The following is a 26,438-nucleotide window of genomic DNA, read 5'->3' as shown; positions in this document are numbered from 1 at the left end:
TCATTAGTATTTCTTTTATTTATAGGAATATTCTTCTTTTTAATTTATTGAAAAGCTTCAGCAGCCGTTATTATAGTAAGATAGTTGAAGGAAATAAAACTTACTAACAAGTCAGTTGTATGATAACTGATATGAATAAAACTAAGTTTTTCTATTACTTTAAATAATTTGACAATTGATGTTATTCTTACTATTATGGAAACATAAGTTTTACATATATTGCTAGAGTTCAGCAAAATATTCTAGCAGCACTATAAGTAAGGAGCTTACGATGAAGCACATTGTCCAAGCAACAGATCACCCTAGAACGAAAGACACGTTAAAAGAAGATTTACGCAGGTTAGGCATAACCCAAGGGATGACTATCATGGTTCATTCTTCACTATCTTCATTAGGATGGGTAAACGGAGGTTCAGTAGCCGTTGTTCAAGCTTTAATGGAGACAGTGACAGAGGAAGGAACTATTGTTATGCCATCACAGTCGGTCGATCTTTCGGATCCATCAGAATGGAGCAATCCGGCTGTGCCAAAAGAGTGGTGGGAAAATATTCGGGAAACGATGCCTGCATATGATCCAGTGCATACACCGACAAGCGGTATGGGACAAATCGTAGAAACGTTTCGAACATACCCTGGCGTAAGAAGAAGCAGCCATCCAATGTATTCATTCGCCGCTTGGGGAAAGGACAGCGAAGATATCTTAAGAGATCATCCCCTTGAATTCAGTTTAGGCGAAAATTCTCCTCTTGAAAGGCTTTACAAAAAACATGCCTTTGTTTTATTATTAGGTGTCGGGTTTGGGAATAATACTTCTTTTCATCTAGCGGAATATCGGATTCCATATCGAAACGTGATTCAAAAAGGATCTCCAGTTATGGATTCAGGAAAGCGAGTATGGAGGACGTATAAAGAATTAGAGTTCCGAGAAGAGCTGTTTGAAGAGATAGGTGAAGCATTTATTGAAGCAAAAGGAATAAAAGCTGAAAAAATCCGTTCAGCACGTGCATACTTCTTTTCAATGCCTAAAGCCGTCGATTTCGCTGAAACGTATTTGAAAGCGCTATAGTAAGCAGTTGTATGTTTTCTAAGTTGTCTGTATATCAGACAACTTAAAGTGAGACAAACATGAGGCGCCGCCGCGTCTAGACTTTATATTAACAAAGCGCAGCAGTGGTTTAAGCAAGATAGTTTACTTTTTATATTCCTTGTTTCATAATGGCACTTGTCAGTGAATTTATCCAGTCAGGTTGTCTTACAATTATGAAGATGAAAAGCAAGTGTTAAATAAATTCATTAAAAAATTTAAATGTATAGAAAAAAAGGAGAGAATACAATTATGTCACTACGTGATCAAGCACTACATATGCATCAAGAAAAACAAGGTAAGTTAGAAGTTAAATCAAAAGTTGAAGTTCAAAACGCTCAAGATTTAAGCTTAGCTTACTCTCCAGGAGTAGCAGAACCTTGTAAAGAAATTCATGAACATCCAGAAACGGTGTATGATTACACAATGAAAGGAAACATGGTCGGCGTTGTGACAAATGGTACGGCTGTCCTTGGCCTTGGAAACATCGGACCTGCAGCTTCACTTCCTGTTATGGAAGGAAAAGCAATTTTATTTAAAAGCTTTGCAGGCGTAGACGCATTCCCAATTGCACTTGATACAACAGATACAGATAAAATTGTTGAAACTGTGAAATTAATGGCTCACACATTCGGAGGCATTAACTTAGAAGATATCGCAGCTCCACAGTGCTTTGAAATTGAAGAGCGCTTGAAAAAAGAAGTAGATATTCCTGTATTCCATGATGATCAGCACGGTACAGCAATCGTAACGGTAGCAGGACTTGTAAATGCACTGAAAATTGTTAACAAATCAATGGAAGACTTAAAAATCGTCTTAAACGGAGCAGGAGCTGCCGGCATTGCCATTACAAAGCTTCTTTATTCTTACGGCGTACGTGACATGATCATGTGTGATACAAGAGGTGCTATTTATGAAGGACGCCCTCAAGGTATGAACAAAGTAAAAGCCGAAGTGGCTTCTTATACGAATGTAAACAAAGAAAGCGGTACGCTAAGCGATGTAATTAAAGGCGCAGATGTATTTATCGGCGTATCTGCAGCAGATGCATTATCTCAAGAGATGGTTAAATCAATGAATGAAGATGCAATTATCTTTGCGATGGCAAACCCTAATCCAGAAATCAAGCCGGACGCTGCAAAAGAAGCAGGAGCTGCTGTTATTGGAACAGGTCGTTCAGACTTCCCTAACCAAGTAAATAATGTTCTTGCATTCCCTGGAATTTTCCGCGGTGCTCTAGACGTTCGCGCTACTCACATTAACGAAGAAATGAAAAAAGCTGCTGTTGAAGCAATTGCAGCGCTTATTACAGAAGAAGAGCTAAACGCAGATTACGTTATTCCTGGACCATTTGATCCTCGCGTAGCGCCAGCTGTAGCAGAGTCTGTAGCAAAAGCGGCAATGGATTCAGGCGTTGCCCGTATTACAATTGATCCAGCACGTGTAAAAACACATACAGAACAATTAACAAAAATCGAAAACTAATAACGGATAAAAAAGCCCTTTGAAATGCTGTTTCAAAGGGCTTTTTATGTTAAAGACTTGCTGTAACCGCAGTGAAATCTAAACGTAACACCATTTCATCTCCTATATGATGTACAATAAAGAGAAAAGAACCCAGGTTTTGTATCATAAAGGGAGGAACAAAGATGTACACCGTATTTTCAACATTTAATGTACCGGATGAAAAAGCTGAAGAAGTGATTGGAATTTATAAAAATCGTTCAAAATTAGTCGACGAGGCTCCAGGATTTGTAGATTTTCTACTTCTTCAAAACGATAAGCGAGCAGGGGAGCTCACCGTTCAGCTTACATTTGATACAAAAGAGAATTATTTAAGCTGGGTACGAAGCGAAGATTTCAAGCGTATTCATGATTTAGAGAAAAAGTACCCTGATCAAGAACTGGCAGCCGTCATCCCAAAAGTTTCTCAGTACAAAGTGGTGGCACGATGAGCTCACTTCCCGTTAATAAGATCGTCGAAAGAGTAACGGAGAAAATCTACGAGTTAGAACCTTCTTTACTCGAAAAATTCGGAGAGCGCGGCAAAGAAAGATGTCATGAAGATAATCACTACCATATGAAGTATCTTGAGACAACATATAAGTTAGACAACCTGCAAATTTTTACGGACTATGCCTTATGGTTAAACAATTTACTCACAAGCCGAGGCATGAAAACACAGCATATTATTGATAATTTTAATTTTATACAAGAAGCGCTGTTTGAACTAGATAATTATGGTGACAAACAAGTACAGGCGTATGTGACTTACTTAGAAGAAGCAAATCATATACTGAAGCAACAGCAGCTTTAAAAAAGAAGCTAGGACAAAAGTGTTTTAGTTAAAAGAAAATCCGAACGGGTTTGATTCTTGATAGCGAATTCAACCTGTTCGGATTTTTTTATTGGTAGGGTGAACGTAGGTTTCCTGTATGTAGTCATGTCTCACTTTTTTTGTTTTACATATGTATAAAGGTGGAAATAAAAAAGAAAAAGGAGAATACATATGCACAAACAGCGAACAAAAGGAATCCTGTTCTTAATTACTCTATGTATGATTGGGAGTGCGGCAGCTTGTTCAGGTGAACCGGCGAATAAGACAAAATCCGATAATCATAAAGCAGAAGAAAAGCCAATTGAAGACCGTCAAGAATTGACCAAGCTACAGCAGTATTCGAGCGACCCAAACATTAAAAAGGGGAAAGATGAAGATTTTGACTTGATCGGTACGTTAAAAAAAGACGCTGAAAAAGAAATGACGCTGAATATCGATGATCAACTCGTTAAAGTACCAAAAAGCTCTGGGATGGAAGTGGAAGGCTCACAGCTAAAAGATATGATTAATAAAGAAGTAGAAGCTGAAATTGATGCAGCTAAACAAGAAGCAACTAGTATTGAATTAACTCCAAAAGCAAAAGCAGATAAAAATGGCGTGTATGAACAAGATGGAGACGAACGTAAAATTGTAGGTGTTTTTATAGAAGAAAGTAACAAACATATAACGGTAAAAGTTCCAAACGGCAAAAAAACGTATCAAAAAAGCACAGACTTTGAAAAAGAAGAAAAAGGCAGTTTAAAAGAAAAGATCGTATACCTTGAAATCAACTCAGCTAATGAAGTAGAAAGTATAGAAAAAGAAGACCGTGAATAAATAAAGCTACAGTTCTTCTTTCCCTCCTTGCTCTCTTGACTTTTCCAACTGTGTCACTTAACGTTACAGTAGAGAAAGAAAAAAGGTGGTTTATGGAAGATGAACAGTGAATTTACCATTGCCGTGCACAGCTTAGTGTTCCTAGCAAATTTACCAGATCACCGAGCAAGCAGTGAATCGATTGCTTATAACATCTGTACCAATCCTGCACGGGTTCGGAAAATAATGAGTACACTCAGAAAAAACAACTTGGTTCGGACGAAAGAAGGATTAGGCGGCGGTTACAGGTTAAGCTGCAGCCCTGCTGAAATAAGTCTTGGGCTGATTTACCGAGTTATATCGACAGGAACGCTGAAGCCACACTGGTGCAGCGGCGATCCTGACGCTGACTGTATTGTGAAATCAAACATTCAAACAGTGATGGACGACATTTTTACAGAGAGTGAGCAAAGCGTAATCAGGCATTTAGATCAAATTACGATCGAAGATGTGCTGAAAAAAGTTAGAACTGCTCACTAAAAAGCACCTTGCATAAGCAAGGTGCTTTTGTTATGACTCTTTAGAAGCTGCTGTTTCATTCACTGCTGCTTTTAAACCATCATTTACTTTTCTTCCATTTTCTAAATACTCCGTTTTGAAGCCGCTTTTTAAAGCCCATGTGTAGAAGAGAAGAGAAACAACAACAATAATTCCCATATCCCATCCATATTTAATGACATTAAGACCGCCAAACTTTTCGCTTCCAAGCCAGGAAATAGTCATCATACAAAGTAAGTATACAACCATCCATACGCCGCCTTTGAAGTTCTGTCGAAAACCTTTCCATTTAGCTTTTGCTTGATAATAAAAATAAATAGGAAGGCCGATTAAAATAATAAACAAAACTTGTCCAGTTAGCGGCCAGCGCGCCCAATACAGCGTTAAGGAAGCAAAAATAAATCCGAGCGGCGCAATGATGCTTAATCCTTTTAAACGAAGGGGACGATATAAATCGCTGCCAGTCCTTCTTAGCGTCATAACCGTAACAGGACCTGTAATGTAAGAGATAAGCGTAGCGACTGAAATAATTTCAGCAAGTACGCCCCAGCCCCGAAATAAAAACAAAAAGATAAGAGCAACAGCTAAGTTAAAAAACATGGCTTGACGCGGAACACCATAAATCGGATGAAGGCGTCCTAAAACGCTCGGCAAATATTTGTTTTGTTCCATACCATAAATCATTCGAGCAGTAGTAGCTGTATACGTAATACCTGTTCCAGATGGTGAAACAAACGCATCTGCATACAATACAATTACAAGCCAGTTAATGTTAAGCGCAATCGCTAAATCAGCAAATGGAGAGTTAAAGTTTAAATGACTCCATCCTTTTGCAATATCAGAAGGATTTACTGCTCCGATAAAAGCAATTTGAAGAAGCAAATAGATGACTGTAGCCACTAAAATGGAGCCTACAACTGCAATTGGAATAGATCTACCAGGATTCTTTGCTTCCCCGGCCATATTAATGGGGCTTTGAAAACCGTTAAAAGCGAATACAATCCCGGACGTAGCAACAGCTGTTAGCACACTTGCCCAGCCGTTTGGTGCAATGCTGCTTCCAGAAGTGAAATTCTCGCCGTGAAAGCCTACAAATAAAAGTGCACCAATGGTTAATCCAGGTATAACAATTTTAAAAATGGTAATTAATGAGTTGGCTTTAGAAAATAATCCAACCGTCCAATAATTCAGTAAAAAGTAAACAACTAATAGCACAGTAGCGATAGCTAATCCTTCGCCAGTTAACGTTCCTTTTTCTACGAGATCACTTGTCCACTTGGCCCATTCCCAAGGCCACGAACTCATATACTGTACAGAAGCTACTGCTTCGACTGGAATAACGGATACAATCGCAATCCAGTTTGCCCAAGCAGCGATAAAACCAATAAACGAACCGTGTGAGTACTGCGTATACTTGACCATCCCGCCGGCTTCGGGAAACATGGATCCTAATTCACTGTAAGAAAGTGCAATAAATAAAATAACGACCATTCCAATGACCCATGATAAAATAGCAGCCGGTCCTGCAATTTGAGCTGCTCGCCACGCTCCAAATAACCAGCCGGAACCAATAATTGATCCAAGTCCCGTCATGGTTAATGCGAATGTTCCCATTCTTCGATGTAAATTGTTCATCTGACTAACACCTTTCATATAAAATAAGTCCTTCATTTAAGCATTGTTGCTTTATTATTATTATTCTGAAATCTTTGGTTGTCAACTTTTGTCGTTACATGCAGTTCTTAATACCTATTGATTTCCAGTTATGCAGGACAGCTATCCTCAACCTTTCTGTCACAGTAATTAAAGCGCTTTACTTTCTTTTTCATCCTACAGGAAACCCTACAGAAATAGATAAAAACCGACAAAAAGTTATCAAGTTCGTACCTTATGCACTAGCAATATGAAAAAATTAGGGGATAAGTGGTAGTTGTATTCCCTAAATACGTGAAGAAAAAACATACTCCATAATAAAGCCCCTTTTGAATAGGGAAATCACTACCTTCAAAAGGGGTGAAAATTAGCTACTTAGGTCTTTATCTTTCCTGATGCTTATACTCAAGTAGTTTTACGACGTTTTCTACATCATTTTCAGCAGAAAGTTCGTTGATGTTCACTTTATAAATGAGCGTATCTGTTGCAAAAAATTCATCTTCTCCCTGAGGCTTTACTTTTAAGTTTAAGATTTTCACCCGCACAATATGAGTGAATTTACCGCCTTTACCAGGCTGGATTTCACCCATTTGTATCCCAATATCCTCTTTTTTAATCGGACGAACTTTTACTTTTTTATGCTGTTTACCGTAAACCTTTTCATAATGAGAAGTAATATCTCGATGTACCCAAGGTTCAAGAGATTGATAAATAAAGTCTTTTACAACAGGCTGACTTACGTGTGATTCTATATTTTCTTCTGGTATATTTTCTTCTGCGGAAATGGAAAGCGTAAAACAAAAAAAGACAAAGGCTGCTAAAAATAAAAATTTTCCCACGAAAAAACCCACCTTACCTGTTCGTTTATGTAGCTGATTTTCTAGATCTGCATCATTATCTTTTGAACAAAGGGAAGAAGGTATGCACAATTTTTTTGTGGAATTTACCTTATTAAAAATCAATTTAGTTTAAATAAAATATGTTCTAAATAATTGATTGAAAATTCGAACGCGTTTATGGACAAAAAAATAGCCAAGTACGTCTTTATATATAGACACTTGGCTATTTTCATAATCATCTTATGCTGCTGTTTTCTTATTGCCTTTAAAGATAAAATAAAGAGCTAACAGCATAAATGCTACACCAATCCAGCGAGATAAATCAAACGGTACTTCCTTACTTCCAAACCAGCCAAAATGGTCGATAATCATACTTGCAAATAACTGACCGATAACAGTTGAGATGTTAGCTGCTGTTACGCCAATTTTAGGAACTGCTAACACGGTTAGAAATAAATAAGATGCTCCGAATAACGCACAAGTAAGCTGCCATTTCGGGACATCAAAAACAGAAAGAATGTTTCCTTGACCAAAGAAAACAACGACAATTGTTAAGATCATGGCACCTGTCGCAAAGGTTAAAAAAGCTGTTTCAAACGTACCTGTTTTTTTACTTAGTGTACCGTTAATAGAAGACTGAGCGCTTAGCGTTAATCCTCCTATTAACGTAAGTATCACCATTAATAAACTCATCGTAAAATCCTCCTAGAAAATAAGTACAAGCGCAATTCCCATACATACAATAGCCATTACGCGTTCTTTGTTGATTTTAATTTTGCTGCTGCCAAGACAACCAAAATGCTCAATAATCATACTTGTAATCATTTGGCCCACAATAACAGCCACCATTGAAATACCAATGCCGATAAAGGGGATACTAATCACTAGAATCGTTAAATAAACCGTACCTAATAATCCCCCGGTTAAATTCCACTTAGGCGCTTTTAAGACGTAAGGTAAGTCACCCTTTCCAGCAAACAAAGTTGTCAGGCCTAAAATGAGTGTTCCCATGATAAAAATATAATAACTGCTTTCAAGCTTTCCAACTGTTTTTCCAAGTTCTCCGGCAATAGCGCCTTCCATACTTAAGGCAGCGCCGCCTAGAACCGCAACCAAATAAACCAAAAACTTCACGTTTATCACTCCAACATTTCTTTATATTTGTATATCTAGAAAAATAGATATAATAAGTGAAAAAAACTCGTTAAAGTTTTTTTCGTAAGAATGAAGAAAGCTCTTGAAGCGTTTCTTCATTTCGGCGATAGTATGTCCACTGACCGTGCCGAATTGACTCTAACAAACCTGCTTTTTGCATCATGGAAAGATAGCTGGATACTGTTGACTGAGACAGCTGAGCTTTTTCTTGAATATCTCCCACGCAAACACCGCCTCTGCTGCTGACCTCCTTAGGCAAATGTGCTTGTTTGTCTTTAAAATGCTTTTCAGGTTCTTTTAACCACTCTAATATATTTAATCGAGTTTCATTAGATAATGCTTTAAAGATATCAATAGGTTTCATACTTATTATTTTATTCGTCACAGCTCAGATGTCAAATGTTCAAGTTTGCATTTTATAGCTAAATAACTAGCAATGGGTTGAATTATAACAGCTGTGAACAAAAAGTCAACTTATAATACCGTATAAAAAAAACGTTTTATCCAGCTGCTTTTCTATTTATATAAGTAGAAAGCAACTTATTTTTGTGAGTAGAACAGATGACATATTCCTTATTTTTCAAGAGATAGTTTAGTAAAATAGAAAAAAGTGAATAACAAAAGAAGCTAGTTCATTTACTTAAGGGGGGAGGGCTGCATATGCAAGGGAAAACAAAACAAGTGCGCTTTCGTAATATGGTAGCGTATGGATTTGGAGATTTGTTTGGGGGAGGATCCTTTTTTATTATCGGCACATTATTTATGGTGTTTTTAACGGATATAGTCGGGCTTTCTCCTGTAGAAGCAGGAACGATTGTAGCCCTTGGAAAAGTGTGGGATGCTTTGTTAGATCCAACCATTGGGTACATATCTGATCATCTTCAGACAAAAAAAGGACGAAGAAGAGTCTTTTTTCTCTTTGGAATCATTCCAGTTGCCATCACGTTCAGTATGCTGTGGATTCCTATTGAAGGCTCGCATATGTTCAAATACACCTATTTTATCTTAGCCTATCTTTTGTTTAACACGGCGTTTGGTATGGTGATGGTCCCTTACAACACGCTAGCAGCAGAAATGACTACAGATTATAGTATTCGTTCGAAAATGACGGGAATACGCATGGTCTTTTCACAAGGCGCTTCATTTTTAGGCGCTTTCTTCCCAAAACGAATCATCGATGCATTTCCAGGTGGACAAGGATATTTAATCATGGGAATTATCTTTGGTCTTCTTTTTGCTCTTCCATGGATCTTTGTCTATAAAGGAACATGGGATAGCGGAGAAATAGTGGAGCGAAAAAAGAAAAACGGATTTTGGTTAGAATTTAAGCAGCTTTTTATCAGTTTTGGAAGTGCCTTTAAAAACAAGTCGTTTAACGTGTATCTTGCCATGTATTTAGCATCTTACATTGCCATGGATGTATTTAATGCTCTTTTCTTTTATTTTATTGCTTATTACATGCTGCGCGAAGCTATCTATGCAGATACCTTGAGCTTTGTGCAAATTACACAAGTGCTATTTATTCCTCTTGTTACGTACATAGCTATTAAGTTAGGTAATAAATTAACCTATAACTTCAGTATGATTATCTGGGGAACAGGCATTATTTTATTCAGTTTTCTAACCACGGATAGTTCTTTAATTCTTATTTACTTAGCGGCGTTTTTCTTAGGAAGCGGTCACTCGGGAGCGATTATGATTCCATGGAATGTACTGCCGTTTGTATCAGATGTAGATGAGATGATTACGACAAAAAGAAGAGAAGGCGTGTATGCAGGGCTGATGTCATTTATTCGAAAATCGTCTCAAGCGCTTGCTATCTTTCTCGTAGGCGTTGCATTAAAGAATATTGGCTATGTGCCAAACGCCGAGCAGTCAGCGTCTACACTAGCCGGTTTACAAAAGCTATTCATGATTGTACCTGCTATTTTGATTTTACTTGGCATTACAGCAACCATATGGTTTAAAATAAGCCCGAAAAATCACAAAATTTTGTTAGCTGAAATTCAAAGAAGAAAACAAGGAGGTCAGGCGAAGGACGTTGCTCCTGAAGCAAAAGCGGTTTGTGAAAGTTTAACGGGTTATAAATACGAACAGCTTTGGAAAGACGTGACCATTCCAAAAGAAATTCGAGATAAAACGGTTGTTTAACCTCGAACTTCACGAAAAAGTGTAAAATTTTCAGCGTAAATATTCGCTAATTATATCCAATAAGAAACTTCCTCTGACGTATTGCCTTTTGATAAGAAAAGAAATTCTCCTGTCTATCGACTCATTTTTTAGGTGAATTTTAGAAAGAAAGGATTTATTACCACTAAAGATGTGCAATTTGGCACGTCTTGATAGGGTGGATTGTACAATTTATAATGAAACTATAAACTAGCCACAGGCGCTTTCAAGGCGCAGGTATAAATTAGAAAAAAGGAAGGTACAGTTTATGCCAATTCGATATGTTTGTCCACAATGCCAAGGAGCTGGTAAGAAATTTGGATTTATAAAGTGCAAAGTGTGCAACGGCGAAGGAAATATTATCATGTCTTCTAATGAGCCAGATCCAACTAAAAATAAAAAATTAAAATCATCTTCTAAGCAAGATAAAGCAATGTAAGCTATTATACATCGAACCCCGCTTTTTTATAGAAAAGCGGGGTTTTCTGCTAGACAGACGGGCGGTTTTCTTATGATACAATAAAATGAAAGCCACAAACATAAAGGGAACCGTAGGAAGAGGGAGATAGATGGAATACACAGCAAAACAGTTTACGCCGCAGTTAGAAAAACATATACATACAGTTGAAAGCTCTATACAAGAACTTCTCATATCCATATATGAACAATATAAACAAGCTTTTGAAAAGAAAGGCTTGCGGCTTTCTATAAGTGTGATCCGTGAAGGGGAAAATCCTTTTCAACCTGGTTATCATGCGACTATTCAAGTAGGTATTTTGGAAAAAGATGAGTTTTTAGATGTTCTTTTTATTCCTATCTGGCATTGTGTACGCACGTTTTTGGGTATTCGTTCTTCGAGGAGGCTCCCAGGCAGCAAGATAACCGGAGAGCTGATGGAAGAAACGGAGGAAGAAATTAAAAAAGAAGTAGTAGCCTATTTAAAACAGCAGCTAGAAGATTAGAAGCACCCTGCTTCTAATCTTCTTTAATTTGAAGAAAGTGTCGTTTCTTTTTCAATTTGCCTTTTAGCACGAATAAAAGCCGTCAGCTGCTGAATTTCTTCTTGAGACAGTTCCGCACCGTCGACCGTAATTCTATGAGTTTGAGGCGATGTTAATTCGATGGGGGCATCTGAAGGAGAACGGGGTTCCTTTTCTTTACCAAGTAAATAGTCTGTTGATGTATTAAATAGTTCCGCGATTGTAACAAGCGCTTCAAGAGAAGGACGACGATAGCCAGATTCATATCCTGCGTAGGTGCTTTTAGCAATTTCAAGCTGGTCGGCTGTATATTGAAGAGACCATTTTTTTTCTTTCCTGAGTTGAGCTAATCTGCTTAACATTCGTGACGCTCCTTTATATGTATAGTATGTAAAAAACCGAGGCATTCAGCTCACGCGCAGATCTCTACAATCAAACCGTGAGCTAATTTACATTTTTATTCATTATATCATTGCTGCAGAGAAAAGTGTACGCGAAACGAATAATTTTTCTCTTGATTTATTGAATTTGGGTTACTATAATTACAGGTGAAGTACGCGAAATGAATATAATTTATTTGATAGATTGTCAGGTCTTTTTACAGAAATTAAGCAAAGGGGATGTCGGTTTTGAAAAAACTATTATTGTTATCAACTGGCGGAACGGTCGCTTCACTTGAAGGTGAAAATGGACTTGTTCCTGGAATGGAGCCAGATCAATTATTAAGCTACATACCTGATTTAAATGAACATTGTCAAATTGACAGCAAATCTCTTATGAACCTTGATAGTACAAATATGCAGCCTGAATGTTGGATAGAGATGGCAAAAGCGATTGAAGAGCATTATAATGAATACGATGGTTTTGTTATTACTCACGGAACAGATACAATGGCTTACACATCGGCAGCTCTTTCTTACATGCTTCAGCATTCTAAAAAGCCAATTGCGATTACAGGATCTCAAATTCCTATTTCATTTAGTAAAACGGACGCGAAGCGCAATATTGCAGATGCAATTCGCTTTGCATGTGAAGATACAGGCGGAGTCTATGTGGTCTTTGACGGCCGTGTGATTCAAGGAACAAGAGCTATTAAACTTCGTACAAAAAGCTACGATGCATTTGAAAGCATTAACTATCCATATGTTGCGTCTATCCATGATAATGCGGTGGAATATACAAAACCTATTCATTCTAGTAAAGAAGAATTAACGGTTAATACATCTCTTTGTACGGATGTAGCAGTTGTTAAACTGTTTCCGGGAATTAAACCCGAATTTTTCGACGGATTAAAGGATGTATATCAAGGCGTTGTTGTTGAAAGCTATGGAAGTGGAGGTATTCCATTTCAAGTTCGCAATATTTTAGCCAAGCTTGTTGAGTTAACACACCACGGTGTATCCGTTGTCATTACGACTCAGTGTCTTGAAGAAGGAGAAGACATGGGCATTTACGAAGTAGGCCGAATGATTAATCATGACAGCGTCGTTCGCTCAAAAAATATGAACACAGAAGCCATTGTTCCTAAATTAATGTGGGTACTCGGACAAACCAAAGATCCTCACCAAGTGAAAAAGATGATGGAAACGTCAATTGCAGAAGATATTAATTAAAAAAGAAAGCAGGTACAGCTATGAAACAAGAAACAGCAGGATATCGTACAGAAGCTGATTTTCTAGGAGAAAAACAAATCCCAGCAGACGTATACTACGGTGTACAAACCGCACGTGCCGTAGAAAATTTCCCGATTACGGGTTATAAAGTACATGAAGAAATGATTAAAGCGCTTGCTATTGTAAAAAAAGCGGCAGCGCTTGCAAATATGGATACAAAGCGCTTGTATGAAGGTATTGGAAATGCGATTGTGCAAGCAGCTGATGAAATCTTAGCAGGTCAGTGGCATGAATACTTTATTGTGGACCCTATCCAAGGCGGAGCAGGAACGTCAATGAATATGAATGCTAATGAAGTTATTGCAAACCGTGCCCTTGAAATTATGGGAGACAATAAAGGCGAATACGGTAAATTAAGTCCTAACAGCCATGTGAATATGTCTCAGTCAACAAATGATGTATTTCCAACGGCTATTCATATTTCAACGCTCAACTTATTAAATAAACTTCTTGTTACAATGAACGATATGCATGATGTGTTTAAACGAAAAGCGCAAGAATTTGATCATGTAATTAAAATGGGCCGTACGCATCTTCAAGATGCTGTACCCGTTCGTCTTGGTCAAGAGTTTGAAGCATACAGCCGCGTGCTAGCGCGCGACATTAAGCGTATCAGCGCAACGCGTGACCACTTGCATGAAGTAAATATGGGGGCGACAGCTGTTGGAACAGGCTTAAATGCAGATCCTCGCTATATTGAAAATGTAGTCAAACACTTAGCCGATATCAGCGGTCTGCCGCTTGTGCATGCAGAGCATTTAGTGGACGCTACTCAAAATACAGATGCTTATACAGAAGTATCTGCAGCGCTTAAAATCTGTATGACAAATATGTCTAAAATTGCAAATGACCTGCGTTTAATGGCCTCTGGACCTCGTGCAGGCCTAGGAGAAATTAGCCTTCCTGCTCGTCAGCCTGGTTCTTCAATCATGCCAGGAAAAGTAAACCCGGTTATGGCTGAATTAATCAACCAAATTGCGTTCCAAGTAATGGGAAATGACCAAACGATCTCTCTTGCTTCAGAAGCAGGTCAGATGGAGCTTAACGTCATGGAACCTGTGCTTGTATTTAACTTGCTTCAATCAATCAGCATCATGAACAACGGTTTCAGAAGCTTTACAGATCACTGTTTAGCAGGAATTGAAGCAAACGAAACGCGCATGAAAGAATATGTAGAAAAAAGCGTAGGAATTATTACAGCTGTTAACCCTCACTTAGGCTATGAAGTCGTATCGCGTATTGCGCGTGAAGCGATTTTAACAGGAAAACCAATTCGTGAGCTTTGCCTTCAATACGATGTGCTAACAGAAGAGGAATTAGATCTCATTTTAAACCCATTTGAAATGACGAACCCTGGTATTGCAGGAAGTTCATTGTTTGATCGTCAGTAAATAGAGCGGCTTCCATAAGGAAGCCGTTTTTTTATAAAGACATTTGCTGAATGACGCGGCGCATTTTCTGCGCTGTTGCAGCCAAGGCGTCATCTTTTTCAGCCGATTCGGGAATTTGCGTATAAAAATCTCCGAAACACTCCTCTTGGTAGCGTGGAACGATGTGCATGTGAAAATGAGTTAGCTCGTTAAACATTCCCCCGTTTTGAGAGAGAGTAATTCCATTTGGAACAAAGAGTGTCTTCACTGCTTTTGTCATTAGCTTCGCTGCATTCATTACGGCGAGTATGTGTTCAGTATCGAATTCGTCGATTTCCACTATATGTGCTTTAGGAAGAATTAAAAGATGTCCTTCGTTAAACGGCTTGTGGTCTAATAGGCACGTCACAAGCGAATCTTCAAATATCACATGCGATTTCTCCTGGTTATTTGCTAATCGACATCCTAAGCAATCTACACTTGGATTCCCCATCATATGTTCTCTCCTTTTTTAAGTATACACAGTTGTTTTTTCGGTTAGTGAAGAGAGCCCGGATATATGACCTGGGCTCTTTGTTTCGTTCTTTTTATATATTTCGTTCTTTTATCTAAAATTTACCATGGTTTTAATTGTAAAAACAAGATCTTTACAGTATAATGACATTGTAACAGTTAACTGTAACTAATAAGGAGGGGTTGTTTGAACACGTATACAGGCAAGCAAATTACGGAGTTATTAAATAGTGAAGGTGCGGACTTGAACCTGCGTACGGTACGGTATTACACGCAAATAGAAATCGTTCCTCCGCTAGTGCTAGTGGGGAATAAACGCGTCTATACAGATCAGCATGTTCACTACTTTCGAGCCGTTTTAACATTATCAAAAGCAGGGGAGTCATTAGCTTCCATTCAAGAAACGCTGCGTTCAATGAGTGATGAAGAAGTAAAAAACATCGGTGCGCAGCTTCCTCTTTATCAAAGCAAACAAATTCAAAACCAAGAGATGCATAAAGTCAATGAAGATGTGTTTGTAGCTATGAATCGAAATTTATCAGCGGACGTACGGCAAAAAGTAATTGAGTCCGTTACTCAAATTTTAAAGGATCATTCATCGCATGATTAAATTGGCCTTGGCAAAATCAGTGATGGAAAAAGAAGAAGGAATGAATCACCTTTGTATTACATTTGAACATCTCCAAGTACAAGTAACAAACATCACATTTGATATTCAGCTGCCCGAAGGTCTGTTTAAAATGACAAACTTAAATGGATACCGGGAAAACAAACAAGGGCAAATTGAAGTAAAGCATATTGACGATGAACCTCTATTAATAGAGCTCTACACGGAAGAGACCGTTTTATATCCACAGGCAGAGATTGCAGTTGCTGTGACTTATCGCGATGAAAGCTTGCATATGCGGCAAGAAAGGCATTCTCTAATGATTAAATTTACGGATGAAGATTTGATAGGGGATTCATTTTTAAATCATGAAATCAGTGCAAAAGTGAAAAAATTTGCTCGTGCTAATTCAGGGGAAAGAGGCGGTCACATGAACTTAATTCCATATGTAGTGGAACAAACAAGCAAAGGAGAGCGTGCTTATGATATTTATTCAAGGCTGTTACTCGACCGAGTGATTATGCTCACAGGTGAAGTTACGGATGAAGTAGCTACTAGCATTATCGCTCAGCTTTTATTTTTAGATGCAGAAAACCCAGAAAAAGATATTAGCATTTATATTAATTCACCGGGAGGATCCATTACAGCGGGCATGGCTATTTTTGATACGATGCAGCTTATACGTGCAGATGTAAGCACATTGTGTATAGGGCTAGCGGCATCCATGGGTTCGGTTCTACTAGCGGGAGGAAAAAAAGGGAAACGCTTTGCTCTTCCTAATAGTGAAGTAATGATTCATCAGCCGCTAGGTGGAGCAAAAGGACAAGCAGCTGAAATTGAAATTCGAGCAAAGCGTATTTTGCGGTTAAAAGACCACCTGGATGAACTGCTGGCTGAACGAACGGGACAATCGCTTTCAACGATTAAAAAAGACACTGATCGAGATACATTCTTTACAGCGGATGAAGCAAAAAAATATGGCTTGATTGACCAAATTTTAGTTCATCAATAAGGAGGATACCGTATGGAAAAGTCAAATCGTTATTCAGTAGAATATGAATGGGGAAACGTGATTTTTTATCAAGAAGTAGAAGCAATGACTATACAGGAAGCAAAAGAGCGCATTCAACATACAAAAGTAAACGCTGCTATTCGCGCTGTTCATGTCATAGAAGATGTCGAATCGTAACGAAAAACTGGATCCTTTCGGGGATTCAGTTTTTTTAGGTAAATGAAGCAGGGATTTATATGAAGAAAAGAGAATGCAAAAAGAGATTTAAAAACGAGCAGCTGGTAGCATCATTCAGCAAGAACATCTCATTTCAATTACAAAAAGAAAGGTAGATGTAAATGAAAAAAGTGTGGTCTGGATTAGTTGTTCTCATTGCTATTTGTTGGGTGATAACAGGATGTCAGCAAAGCAGTGCTTCAAGCGGTACTGTTGAACAAAAGCTCGTAATCGAAAAATACATAGCCGATAATCAATATGGCCATGCAGTTAAAATGAAAGACCAAAGTCAAGTGCAGAAAGTGCAGCAGTGGTTAAAAGATGTATCATGGAGAGAAGAAAAAGCTGAAATGATTCGAAAACCTAACTACATTCTTCACTTTGAACCGGTAGAAACAAAAAAGGATATAAAGGTACAATCTTATCGGATGTGGGTAAACGTTGGAAACGAAACCGTTGAATTAGCTACAGATACACACTACGCACAGTTAAAGGGCAAACAAGCAAGATCATTTATTGAATTAGTAGAGCCGAAATAGAAAGCAGCTATAAAACAATGTCCAATAAAAGCTAAAACTGCACCCGTTCATATTGAAGCTATCTTCACCGATATGCTTGAGGATCTTGAAGGCACAAAGCTGCTCATTATTAACGCGCTTGATATGAAGGTGTAGAAGCATTAAATGTGAGAGGTGACAAGCAGCAATTTTTAAATGTAGCAATAAAGAATTACACTTACAGGTACGTCATTGTTAAAACATTTTGCTACAAGAAATAAGTAAAAAAGAGAAATCAAGACGCTGATTTCTCTTTTTTATTCAGGCATGTCGATGATTATTATTTCCGCGCATTTTGCGTAAAACAAAACTCACAATTAAGACTAAAATAACAGCACCAATAATAGCAGGAACAATTGCGAATCCGCCGATTTCTGGACCGAAATCTCCAAAAATTAGAGAGCCTAACCATGCTCCAATGAACCCAGCGATGATGTTTCCGATAATTCCACCTGGAACATCTCGTCCTGTTAACACACCAGCAAGCCAGCCGATAAGTCCTCCAACAATAAGCGTCCAAATAAATGACATATACCTAACCTCCTTTTTATAGGGAATTCCTTTTCAGTCTTTCCTAAAACACATTTTGTCATGCGACATGCTTGCTGCAAACCCTTTTACATTTTTTCATCTATTTATCATATATGCTAAGATAGCCGAACATTAAATTGAAGAGTTATGTATGAGAATTCACCGTGAAAGTAACGATAAAATAAAGGAGAGAAGTTCAGCTTATGTACGTTTTAGATTCAATTTAGCTCATTCTATTCGCAAAAAGGGACATCCGGTTTACTTTTTAAAGCTTTTTCTCCTAGTTTTACTTTTTTTAACGGTATTTATGATATCATTTTAAGTAAACTAATTCTTAACGGGAGAACAATATGGAATCATTATTATTAGATGAAAAACTTAAACACATTACGAATTTAATTCTAGAAAAAAAAGAAGAGTTCTCAAAACAAAAACAATATGAAGAAAAAGATATTCAACAACAGTTAGAACCGTGGCGCGTTCATTTAATTCAAATATATGCTGATTCTGTCTCCACAAATGATACGAAAAACTTTGAAGTGCTTGAGGAATGGGGAAGAGAAGTAGCGAATTTACTCGTTGTCCTTCAGCTTCCGTTGGATGTAGCATTAGAAGAAATCAGCTATTACCGAAATATTATCGGGGAAATTATTAAAGAAGAAGCAAAAGCTGAAACGTTTACGTTTGATGCCTTCTATCAAGTTATTTCTCGTTTCAACTTAGTAGTAGATAAGGCCGTACACTGGGTTAGTAAATCATATATGACCGACTTTGCAAACAAAATCCAATCTGCTCGCTATGCAATTGATGAACTTTCAATTCCTGTGGTACGCATTACGAAAGAAATTGGCGTGATTCCTCTTGTTGGCGATTTAGATACAAATCGCGCTCAAATTCTAATGGAAAATGCCCTTCAGCACGGCAGCGACTACAAGCTAAATTGGCTGATTATTGATTTATACGCGGTGCCAATTATTGATACAATGGTAGCGGACCAAATTTTTAAAGTAATCGGCGCTTTAAGATTATTAGGGATTCAAGTGGTTTTAAGCGGGATTCGCGCTGAAATTGCTCAGACGATGGTGAACTTAGGGTTAGACGTGGCTGACATTACGACTTTCAGTAGCCTTCACCAAGCAGTGGAATACGTTAATCAAGCGGACTAATATAACACAAAAGCCCATGATATGGTTACATACTCATGGGCTTTTATTGGTAGAAGAAAATTTGAAGCTTATTTAATAAAGCATCTAATGATTGACTAATTTGAAGTGTGTTAGGACTTGTCATTCCTTCACGGACAGCTGTTTGAATCATTAACGTTCTTGTCTGTTCGATTTCTTCTATTAGTATTTGGTACATGGATTTGTCTTTTGAGTGGGTTGAAAGCAGCATGTTAATTCCTCTTTTTTCTATAGTGATTATGGTTAAATTAACATTAATAGGTTTATTTTTCAATATTATGAAATTAAAAATAGTAAATTTTAAGAATTTTTTATATAAAAAAAGAACCTCTTTTTCAACAGAGGTTCTTTTTCTAATATAATAATTTATTAGGCATGTTTATGACTACCACGCATTTTTCTCATAATGAAACTTACGATTAACACTAAAATGATTGATCCGATAATAGCAGGAATAATAGCAAATCCACCTACAACTGGTCCGAAGCTTCCAAAGATAGCTGAACCTAACCAAGAACCGATAAAACCGGCAATAATGTTACCAATAATACCTCCTGGAACGTCTCTTCCCGTAATTAATCCGGCAAGCCACCCAATAATACCACCTACAATAAGTGCCCATAAAAATGACATAAATATCATCCTCCTTTTTAATGATGTATTGCTTATATAGGTTAGTACCCCACTTAAAAGAAAACTATTCATAGAATAGCAAAAAAAATAAAAAAACTTGTAAAAGGATTTTAGAACTGCGATACAATCATAGAAAATAGACTAACTAGTATATAATAGAAAAAGGAACATAGTTTAGAAGAGAAAGGAGACATGAAGTGAAAATAAAAAATCAAAGCGACGTAGTAGAACAGCACTTAATTCAGCACTGGATGTATTTTCAGCATACGAAGAAATCTGTGAAGGTGGATACGTCGGAAATTAAATGGATTTCTGCATCTCCTTACAATCGCGGCATATATGCAGGAACCCGTCATATTGAGCCTGCGTTAGGGATATGCTCTCGGAAAGGGGAGGAACCTCTATGGATTGTTGGTCCATCTTCATATGATAACCTTGGTCCAGTTCTTCATAAAAATGGATTTGTTCCTTATGAAAAGTGGATCGGAATGATTCAGCACATTCAAGAAAAAGAATACATACATACAGGAATAGAAGGGTTTCGATGTAAGCGAGTTCACACAGAAGCTGAATTGAAAGAATGGATAACTGTATACATAGACGGCTATCAAAAACCAAAAGAATATCAAGCTGACTTTCTTGAAAGGTTTGGGGAGCTTATGCAGCACACTGACCAATATCACTTATTTCTAGGTCTTTATCACAACCGGCCAGCTGTGGCTGGGTCTCTCTTTTTTTGTGACGGTACAGCGGGTTTGTATTGTATCACTACAGCTAGACATATGAGGAGAAAAGGCCTGGCCACCGCATATTTAAAGGAAGTTCTTACTGAAGCAAAAAAACAGGCGGATACGTGTATTTTGCATGCTACAAGTGCAGGAAAGCCAGCTTATGAGAAACTTGGTTTTACAGCAGTTAACGAATTTGATGTATACAGATGGAGAAATAGGAATGGAACATAATGTGCTGCAGTTCACAAAAAAGAGACAAAATTCGACAAAATTTTAAAAAAGTGTAGCTTCCATTTCGTTTTTGGTGTATCCTAGGACAAAGCAGCAGCATGAGCTAGTGTTGTACATAGAACACAGATAAAAGGAGTCATTATGAAACATTTTTTTAAAACGAGCACGTTTTGGATAGGTTTGGTTGTTGGAATCGCGCTCACATTTGGGGGATATTTTACTGTTACTAGTATTTATGATTATTATTTAGGACGAGAACAGCTGAAAGTATTGACTGCCTCTCAGAAAAACCTTCAAACTGCTTTTAAAGAGTATAATCAGCTTATGACCGAAAAAAAAACCAAAAAGCAATTTATCAATGAACTCGATGATATTTCAAATACGATAAACTATGAATATAATGAATTAGCTTCCCTTGATCCTACGATGAAAACGATGTATAAGCATACGGGCGTCATCGATGATATGGAACTGATGATTGATAATATTGATAGCATTTATGAATTAACGATGAATGATCACAAAGACGCAACAAAACCGCTTCAAACCTACGTATCTGATTTAATGGAATATGTAGAAAAAGATATGAAAAAAGAAATAAGTATGCTAAGTAAATAGAACAAAACAGCTGTCTAAACAAATAGGCAGCTGTTTTTTTATTGATTCTAAAAGGAATCTTTTGGTTGCAGGCGAAAGAGTATACTATGCACCCACTCACTTACGTGCACCACGTTCACAAAAAAGGGAGGACATAGTATGAAAAAAGTGGTGGTTATCCTATTTAGTTTATTTTCATTAGCCGCATGTCAGGTTCCTACAGCTGAAACGCTTGAAGATCCTTATCCACCCGCTATAAAAATAATAGCCGAAGGCAAAGAAGCCATCATCAAGCCTTTATTTTTTTGCTGGACCGAATGTGAAGCTGATTTTGGCGAACGGAAAAATTTTAGACAAATTGTTATGAAAGATAGTATTCCCGTCTCTCAAGGTGGTCAAGTGTCCATTAAAATAGATGGTAAAAAACCTAATGCGCTTTATTACAAACAAATTCGCAATCAGTCTATTTATGAAAACATAATAGAAAAAAAGGACATAAAAAAAACATCTGCTATTATAGTAGATTCTGCCTCTAACAGTGACAGTGATCGGTATATACTCGTAGCAGATTGGAAAGATAACAACGGGAAAAAGTTAATCGGGCGTGTCTACTATACCCCAGTGAAATTTGAAACACCATAGATATGGCTCTCTATACTGTAATAGAGAGCCATATGTTTAACTAATAGAATTAAGCGCCTGTGCAAGAGAAGAAGTAGTCTTGACATGTTCAAATGAAAGCCCTAAACGAATTGCAGTTTGAGAAATTTCCGGTCGAATTCCAGATAAAATTGTTTGCACCCCGATTAAACGAAGAGCTTTTACCAAATTAAAAATCTCTTGTGCCATCATCGTGTCAATCGTAGCTACACCGAGCAGGTCAATACATAAATGTTCAACGCCTTTTTCTGAGCATTGCTGAAGCGTGTTTTCTAAAATAAACTGACTTTTGACCGTTCCAATATCCCCTACAAGAGGCAGAAGTGCAACTTTGTTTTGAAGCATGATAACAGGAGAACTTAATTCATTAATTAACTCTTTCTGAGCGTTCAGCTGTTCTTGCGTATTCTTATGATATTCTTGAATAAAGATATAAATAGATAGATCAAACGCTTTAACAATAATGTCATACCACATAAATATCTTATCTACGCTTATCTCATCCGAATGCAAAGAGATAAACTTCTTTAAGTAATTAATGGCAATTTTTTGTGAATTAAAATATTCTCGAACGATAAAGTGAAGAGGCGTACTTAAATGCTTTGGATCACGCGCTAGTTCTATTGACCACTGCTGAAAATCCGAAAAAAAATACTCCTCATCTTTTATAAATACGTCAAATAAGTGCTGAAAATAATCTTGATTTTGCTGCTTCAGTTCTTTCACAATTGCTGGATTTTTACTCGAATAGACAGAAAACTCATTTTCATCGTCGACCTGATTGTACCAGTCTTCAGTTAATTGAAGAGAATGTTCTTTGAAAAAATGATATAAGTCCTGATTTTTATGCATGAAGACTCTCCTTATATATGTATAGTCTGATTGATTTATAAATAAAGGCATAAAAGCATAAAAGCATCCCCTGACCTAGAGTGAGGATGCTTATAAATAAATCCATTATGAAGCGCATTTATTTTCCTATACGCCTTGTTTTCCCTAACTGTATACTCTCAAACCCAATTTATTAAAAAATAAACATTTTTTAACTGACATATTCATGCATTTTAACTCTTTTTCATAAAGAACCACTTTTGGACTTATAGCTTTAGCTTCGGTAAGGCATCTTTAATGCTTTGATAGACTAAAATGAAGGACATATCATCTTCTATAGTGCTCATATGTATGGCCATGTTAGGAGAAATTCCTGTTAAAACAAGCTGAGTTCCCATGAGCTTCAGCCAATTGTAAATATTAAGAATATCACGACCGAATGAATCATTAAATTGCGCTAACCCTGATACGTCTAGGATTAAATAACGATCTTTGCTGGTTGTGTTACGCGAGGTGAAGCTATTAAATAGCATTTCTATACGCCGTTCGTTTAACGTTCCGATTAATGGAAGAACAGAGATTCCTTCCTCTATTGGCACGATAGGGGTAGATAGCCTTTCAACTTCTTCCAAAGCTTGCTGAAGCTGTTCTTGGGCTGTAATTTCTATGGTTACGTCTTTTTGAACACCGATAAAGTAATATTTATCTTCTTCTTCTATATATGTTGGGTCAATCGTTAGCTGATTATGAAAGAATGAGCCGTCTTTTCGGTAATTCACAAGCGTAACAGAGACTGACTGATTGCGGCTGATAGCGCTGCGAATTTCATCAACGTGGTGCGGGTTTGTAAGAGGACCTTGTAGAAAACGGCAATTTTCCCCTAATACTTCTTCTTCCTTATAGCCGGTCATAAGGGAAAACCCTTGGTTAAGGTAAATAATTGGATTATCAGGTAAAGAAGGATCCGTCACGATAATGCCAGTTTGTGAGCTATGAAGGGCCTTATTTAAAATGGACCATTTTGAATCTTGAGCTTCAGGTATAGTCAATGCATTCCCTCATTCCTTGGAATTTTTATAAAAATATTGTGACATAAACACGTTTAAAAAACAATTTTCGACGCGTTTGCTTCTAGATAAAGAATAAAGATAAGGAAAAATATGTTATAATAGTTTCAGGGGCAAAGGGAGTGTGAACAAATGTGATAACTATCAATTTATTTAACGTTAGTTTCTTTGTGATGGCGCTAGTAGGCTTCATTCTTATTTTTTGTTTGCATCTAAAGTTTAACCGGCCACTGCCATTATTTAAATGGTCTTTCTTGTTCGGAACGGTGCTGCTATCGCTAAGCGTATACTTGTTTATGGCGACCAGCCAATATATTCATTTGATATGGAATACAATCGGCTCAGTTATGACAGCGCTCTATCTTATCAGTATTATGGTCGGAGCAGAAGAGTCATAAATACATATGTTTGAAAGTCTATTGAAAGTGGAAGATAAGTAGAAATGCTTAAAAGAGAACGAGACGAACTTACATTCTTTGAGCCGAAATGATGACAACTGGAAAAACACCTCGGTAAAAAATGCCGAGGTGTTTTTCGTAAATAAAAGGGAAAGGAGAATATTTAAAGAAATACTAGTCATGTTTTACTGAGTGTAGTAAAATAAAAAGTTATTATTCTATTTTTAGGTTGTTGCTATTAGCAACATGTGTTAGTCTAGAAGTGGTATACATTTTAGGCCATCTTGAAAAAGAAAGACGAGAAGCTTTTATCCAAGTTTCTTAAAAGCTTTACGTTTACTGAGGTGAAACAATGAAATCTCAAGTAGAAAAATTTGTAGGCTATTTATTAGCTGGTGATCAAGACAGCGCTTGGGAAATTGTGCTAGAAGAAATCCAACAAGGAAAGAACAGCCTAGATATTTATGAAAATTTAATTACAACCGCAATGCGAGTAACTGGAGATATGTGGGAAGAAAATATCATTTCTGTAGCTGATGAGCATGTTGCAACTACGACGTGTGATTATGTGCTAACTCGCTATCGCTTTTATAAAAAAATTCAGGGACACGCTTCAGACACCGCTCCAAGGGCACTGCTTCTATGCTTGGAACAAGAACAGCACTTCATTGGTTTAAAGATGGTGGCTTTATTGTTTGAGGAACATGGTTGGAATACTCGCTTTTTAGGAGCCAATCTACCTCTGGAATACGCTGAGAAAATGGCTATAGAATGGAAGCCGCACATGGTAGGATTATCTGTCAGCATCCCTTATCATATTGAGAGGCTTGCTGAATATACCAAAACTTTGGACAAATTAGAACCGAGACCAACAGTAATGGTAGGAGGGCGCTTAGTTTCTCAAATTGATTTCCGTTCTTACTGTTCTGAGCATACACGCCTAATTCCGGATCTTCACCAACTAAATAACTGGTTAATCAGTTATCACAAAGGAGTGGAAGTTAATGTCGATGCTTGAATATGTTCCAATTCCTTACTTTTTAGTGGATACTGAATTTAATATTTTGGAATGGTCACAACAATCAGGTCATTTATTTAAGCCTTCAGCTAATTTTTTAGATCTTGTAGACGTATTTAGTCAAGAAAAGGCGAGAAAGTTTTTAAGCTTGCGCCAAAAAGATTCTCGAGAATTGTCTGTAGACGAACCTCATGATGAGCAAACGCTTGTCCAAAGCCGAGGCCAGGCTATTCAGAAAGTAGAGCTTGTGATGCAAACCAATGATTCGCCGTATTCACTTTTTGAATGCTTGATTCAATGGGATAGCGATATAGGTCATTTAGTTTGTATTCGCCAAGATGAACGTATACAAGAGCTAACGAATCTTGTTCAAGACCATCGGAAACGATTAGCAGATACAGATTTTGAACTGCTTGAACAAAAAGAACGTCTTGAAAAATCATTACAAAAAATTAAGCAATTGTCCGCTTCTTTTATTAAGTTATCCTCTAAAGTAGGACTTATACCTCTTTTTGGAGACTTAGATACAGCTCTTGTAGCTGAAAATACGTCCATTTTGCAAAACTTTGCGCATGAAGGAAATTACACCACGCTTCTATTTGACTTTGGAGGCCTAGATATATTAACGACCGAAGGAATTCAAGCTTTTGCAGGCTTTATGCAGTCCTTCTATCTCATGGGTATCACATGCTATATTATTGGCATGAAGCCGCACCATACGGCTGCTTTGAAAAATAGAACCTTTGGTGATCAAATTATTTATATGAATAACCTGAGTGAAATTATTGCCGTGAATAAAAATGTGAGTTAAAAGAGTGGAGGAGAAGAAAGAATAACTTTCTTCTCCTCTTTCTGTATACACTTCTTTTGTTACAATTAAACATTTATTAAATCATATTCGGAGGGGTAAGATGATCATAGAAGAATGGATTGCGCTGCTAGTTCTGCTAGGGGGATGCTTTTTTTTAGTCAATCGGATGACAAAAAAGATTGAAGAAGATAGCAAAGATGACTAAAAACCTCTTCCTAATGAAAGAA

General features: G+C 37.3%; 34 protein-coding genes. 22 read left to right on the top strand and 12 right to left on the bottom strand.

From position 1 onward, the window contains the following. The first annotated feature begins 271 nt into the window (after window positions 1-271). The 6 genes from U9R83_RS15575 (at window position 272) to U9R83_RS15550 (ending at window position 4,757) form a co-directional block, all read left to right on the top strand. A complete protein-coding gene (locus U9R83_RS15575; protein ID WP_243549504.1) occupies window positions 272-1,066 on the top strand; it encodes an aminoglycoside N(3)-acetyltransferase in 795 nt (264 codons plus the stop codon). Window positions 1,067-1,336: 270 nt separating this feature from the next. After that, on the top strand, window positions 1,337-2,569 hold the full coding sequence (locus U9R83_RS15570) for an NAD(P)-dependent malic enzyme (protein WP_014459372.1): 1,233 nt from the start codon (window positions 1,337-1,339) through the stop codon (window positions 2,567-2,569). Between the two features lie 164 nt (window positions 2,570-2,733). Further along, window positions 2,734-3,039, top strand: a complete 306-nt coding sequence (locus U9R83_RS15565) for an antibiotic biosynthesis monooxygenase family protein (RefSeq protein ID WP_209366965.1) — start codon at window positions 2,734-2,736, stop codon at window positions 3,037-3,039. Continuing rightward, window positions 3,036-3,401 (top strand): hypothetical protein, encoded by a 366-nt coding sequence (locus U9R83_RS15560; RefSeq protein ID WP_025751140.1) that lies wholly within the window; start codon window positions 3,036-3,038, stop codon window positions 3,399-3,401. Before U9R83_RS15565 ends, U9R83_RS15560 begins: the two co-directional genes overlap by 4 nt. A gap of 192 nt (window positions 3,402-3,593) precedes the next feature. Then, window positions 3,594-4,238: a hypothetical protein gene (locus U9R83_RS15555; RefSeq protein ID WP_243549503.1), complete on the top strand. Its 645-nt coding sequence runs from the start codon at window positions 3,594-3,596 to the stop codon at window positions 4,236-4,238. 99 nt (window positions 4,239-4,337) lie between these two features. Further along, the gene (locus U9R83_RS15550) at window positions 4,338-4,757 is read left to right on the top strand and encodes an Rrf2 family transcriptional regulator (RefSeq protein WP_115654299.1); all 420 of its coding nucleotides are present in this window, start codon (window positions 4,338-4,340) and stop codon (window positions 4,755-4,757) included. Between the two features lie 30 nt (window positions 4,758-4,787). Here the strand turns inward: U9R83_RS15550 and U9R83_RS15545 are convergent, their stop codons facing one another. From U9R83_RS15545 to U9R83_RS15525, 5 genes are all read right to left on the bottom strand, one after another. After that, window positions 4,788-6,410 (bottom strand): APC family permease, encoded by a 1,623-nt coding sequence (locus tag U9R83_RS15545; protein ID WP_182420942.1) that lies wholly within the window; start codon window positions 6,408-6,410, stop codon window positions 4,788-4,790. Between the two features lie 401 nt (window positions 6,411-6,811). Next, entirely contained in the window at window positions 6,812-7,267 is a 456-nt protein-coding gene (locus U9R83_RS15540) for a hypothetical protein (protein ID WP_243549501.1), read from the bottom strand. A 240-nt stretch (window positions 7,268-7,507) separates the two neighbouring features. Next, a complete protein-coding gene (locus U9R83_RS15535; RefSeq protein WP_013057779.1) occupies window positions 7,508-7,960 on the bottom strand; it encodes a DMT family transporter in 453 nt (150 codons plus the stop codon). Between the two features lie 12 nt (window positions 7,961-7,972). Beyond that, window positions 7,973-8,401 (bottom strand): DMT family transporter, encoded by a 429-nt coding sequence (locus U9R83_RS15530; RefSeq protein WP_243549499.1) that lies wholly within the window; start codon window positions 8,399-8,401, stop codon window positions 7,973-7,975. Between the two features lie 70 nt (window positions 8,402-8,471). Next, window positions 8,472-8,786 (bottom strand): ArsR/SmtB family transcription factor, encoded by a 315-nt coding sequence (locus U9R83_RS15525; RefSeq protein WP_013083854.1) that lies wholly within the window; start codon window positions 8,784-8,786, stop codon window positions 8,472-8,474. A 296-nt stretch (window positions 8,787-9,082) separates the two neighbouring features. Here U9R83_RS15525 and U9R83_RS15520 point away from each other — a divergent pair, with 296 nt between their 5' ends. From U9R83_RS15520 to U9R83_RS15510, 3 genes are all read left to right on the top strand, one after another. Further along, window positions 9,083-10,573, top strand: a complete 1,491-nt coding sequence (locus U9R83_RS15520) for an MFS transporter (RefSeq protein ID WP_243549497.1) — start codon at window positions 9,083-9,085, stop codon at window positions 10,571-10,573. 286 nt (window positions 10,574-10,859) lie between these two features. Continuing rightward, a complete protein-coding gene (locus tag U9R83_RS15515) occupies window positions 10,860-11,030 on the top strand; it encodes a hypothetical protein (protein ID WP_013057775.1) in 171 nt (56 codons plus the stop codon). Between the two features lie 130 nt (window positions 11,031-11,160). Next, window positions 11,161-11,553, top strand: coding sequence for a hypothetical protein (locus tag U9R83_RS15510; RefSeq protein ID WP_221781250.1), 393 nt, complete (start codon window positions 11,161-11,163; stop codon window positions 11,551-11,553). A gap of 23 nt (window positions 11,554-11,576) precedes the next feature. On the opposite strand, the gene U9R83_RS15505 is transcribed toward U9R83_RS15510, so the two are convergent. Beyond that, window positions 11,577-11,933: a helix-turn-helix domain-containing protein gene (locus tag U9R83_RS15505; RefSeq protein ID WP_014459381.1), complete on the bottom strand. Its 357-nt coding sequence runs from the start codon at window positions 11,931-11,933 to the stop codon at window positions 11,577-11,579. 267 nt (window positions 11,934-12,200) lie between these two features. Here U9R83_RS15505 and U9R83_RS15500 point away from each other — a divergent pair, with 267 nt between their 5' ends. Together U9R83_RS15500 and aspA are read left to right on the top strand one after the other, a co-directional pair. Beyond that, window positions 12,201-13,184, top strand: coding sequence for an asparaginase (locus U9R83_RS15500; protein ID WP_047750529.1), 984 nt, complete (start codon window positions 12,201-12,203; stop codon window positions 13,182-13,184). Window positions 13,185-13,204: 20 nt separating this feature from the next. Then, the gene (gene aspA / locus U9R83_RS15495; RefSeq protein ID WP_014459383.1) at window positions 13,205-14,635 is read left to right on the top strand and encodes an aspartate ammonia-lyase; all 1,431 of its coding nucleotides are present in this window, start codon (window positions 13,205-13,207) and stop codon (window positions 14,633-14,635) included. Between the two features lie 31 nt (window positions 14,636-14,666). Here aspA and U9R83_RS15490 read toward each other — a convergent pair whose 3' ends face one another. Continuing rightward, the gene (locus U9R83_RS15490; protein ID WP_140451398.1) at window positions 14,667-15,110 is read right to left on the bottom strand and encodes an HIT family protein; all 444 of its coding nucleotides are present in this window, start codon (window positions 15,108-15,110) and stop codon (window positions 14,667-14,669) included. 204 nt (window positions 15,111-15,314) lie between these two features. Between U9R83_RS15490 and U9R83_RS15485 the strand changes: the two genes are divergently transcribed. From U9R83_RS15485 to U9R83_RS15470, 4 genes are all read left to right on the top strand, one after another. After that, window positions 15,315-15,737 (top strand): MerR family transcriptional regulator, encoded by a 423-nt coding sequence (locus U9R83_RS15485; protein WP_328575326.1) that lies wholly within the window; start codon window positions 15,315-15,317, stop codon window positions 15,735-15,737. 427 nt (window positions 15,738-16,164) lie between these two features. Beyond that, entirely contained in the window at window positions 16,165-16,746 is a 582-nt protein-coding gene (clpP, locus tag U9R83_RS15480) for an ATP-dependent Clp endopeptidase proteolytic subunit ClpP (protein ID WP_182421064.1), read from the top strand. Between the two features lie 12 nt (window positions 16,747-16,758). Further along, entirely contained in the window at window positions 16,759-16,923 is a 165-nt protein-coding gene (locus tag U9R83_RS15475; protein WP_014459387.1) for a hypothetical protein, read from the top strand. 161 nt (window positions 16,924-17,084) lie between these two features. Then, on the top strand, window positions 17,085-17,501 hold the full coding sequence (locus tag U9R83_RS15470; protein WP_014459388.1) for a hypothetical protein: 417 nt from the start codon (window positions 17,085-17,087) through the stop codon (window positions 17,499-17,501). 279 nt (window positions 17,502-17,780) lie between these two features. On the opposite strand, the gene U9R83_RS15465 is transcribed toward U9R83_RS15470, so the two are convergent. Next, window positions 17,781-18,050 (bottom strand): GlsB/YeaQ/YmgE family stress response membrane protein, encoded by a 270-nt coding sequence (locus U9R83_RS15465; protein WP_013083843.1) that lies wholly within the window; start codon window positions 18,048-18,050, stop codon window positions 17,781-17,783. A gap of 350 nt (window positions 18,051-18,400) precedes the next feature. Between U9R83_RS15465 and U9R83_RS15460 the strand changes: the two genes are divergently transcribed. Next, window positions 18,401-19,216: an STAS domain-containing protein gene (locus U9R83_RS15460; RefSeq protein WP_014459389.1), complete on the top strand. Its 816-nt coding sequence runs from the start codon at window positions 18,401-18,403 to the stop codon at window positions 19,214-19,216. A gap of 43 nt (window positions 19,217-19,259) precedes the next feature. Here the strand turns inward: U9R83_RS15460 and U9R83_RS15455 are convergent, their stop codons facing one another. Beyond that, window positions 19,260-19,445, bottom strand: coding sequence for an aspartyl-phosphate phosphatase Spo0E family protein (locus tag U9R83_RS15455; protein ID WP_014459390.1), 186 nt, complete (start codon window positions 19,443-19,445; stop codon window positions 19,260-19,262). Between the two features lie 158 nt (window positions 19,446-19,603). After that, window positions 19,604-19,867: a GlsB/YeaQ/YmgE family stress response membrane protein gene (locus U9R83_RS15450; RefSeq protein ID WP_013083841.1), complete on the bottom strand. Its 264-nt coding sequence runs from the start codon at window positions 19,865-19,867 to the stop codon at window positions 19,604-19,606. A gap of 197 nt (window positions 19,868-20,064) precedes the next feature. Here U9R83_RS15450 and U9R83_RS15445 point away from each other — a divergent pair, with 197 nt between their 5' ends. The 3 genes from U9R83_RS15445 (at window position 20,065) to U9R83_RS15435 (ending at window position 22,068) form a co-directional block, all read left to right on the top strand. Beyond that, window positions 20,065-20,829: a GNAT family N-acetyltransferase gene (locus U9R83_RS15445; protein WP_014459391.1), complete on the top strand. Its 765-nt coding sequence runs from the start codon at window positions 20,065-20,067 to the stop codon at window positions 20,827-20,829. Window positions 20,830-20,970: 141 nt separating this feature from the next. Then, on the top strand, window positions 20,971-21,447 hold the full coding sequence (locus U9R83_RS15440; RefSeq protein WP_115654294.1) for a hypothetical protein: 477 nt from the start codon (window positions 20,971-20,973) through the stop codon (window positions 21,445-21,447). A gap of 138 nt (window positions 21,448-21,585) precedes the next feature. Beyond that, window positions 21,586-22,068, top strand: coding sequence for a hypothetical protein (locus U9R83_RS15435; protein ID WP_115654293.1), 483 nt, complete (start codon window positions 21,586-21,588; stop codon window positions 22,066-22,068). A 36-nt stretch (window positions 22,069-22,104) separates the two neighbouring features. Here the strand turns inward: U9R83_RS15435 and U9R83_RS15430 are convergent, their stop codons facing one another. Further along, window positions 22,105-22,938, bottom strand: a complete 834-nt coding sequence (locus U9R83_RS15430; protein WP_014459394.1) for an STAS domain-containing protein — start codon at window positions 22,936-22,938, stop codon at window positions 22,105-22,107. A gap of 245 nt (window positions 22,939-23,183) precedes the next feature. After that, complete coding sequence (locus U9R83_RS15425) at window positions 23,184-23,966, bottom strand: STAS domain-containing protein (RefSeq protein ID WP_014459395.1); 783 nt, start codon at window positions 23,964-23,966, stop codon at window positions 23,184-23,186. A 152-nt stretch (window positions 23,967-24,118) separates the two neighbouring features. Between U9R83_RS15425 and U9R83_RS15420 the strand changes: the two genes are divergently transcribed. From U9R83_RS15420 to U9R83_RS15410, 3 genes are all read left to right on the top strand, one after another. Further along, a complete protein-coding gene (locus tag U9R83_RS15420) occupies window positions 24,119-24,382 on the top strand; it encodes a hypothetical protein (RefSeq protein WP_014459396.1) in 264 nt (87 codons plus the stop codon). A 352-nt stretch (window positions 24,383-24,734) separates the two neighbouring features. After that, window positions 24,735-25,400, top strand: a complete 666-nt coding sequence (locus tag U9R83_RS15415) for a cobalamin B12-binding domain-containing protein (protein WP_014459397.1) — start codon at window positions 24,735-24,737, stop codon at window positions 25,398-25,400. Then, entirely contained in the window at window positions 25,387-26,211 is an 825-nt protein-coding gene (locus U9R83_RS15410; RefSeq protein ID WP_014459398.1) for an STAS domain-containing protein, read from the top strand. Before U9R83_RS15415 ends, U9R83_RS15410 begins: the two co-directional genes overlap by 14 nt. Window positions 26,212-26,438 lie beyond the last annotated feature (227 nt).

It is taken from the genome of Priestia sp. LL-8, assembly GCF_036227845.1.
Classification (GTDB): domain Bacteria; phylum Bacillota; class Bacilli; order Bacillales; family Bacillaceae_H; genus Priestia; species Priestia zanthoxyli.
Note: the sequence above shows the minus strand (reverse complement) of the source record. Positions and strands in the feature narration are given on the sequence as shown.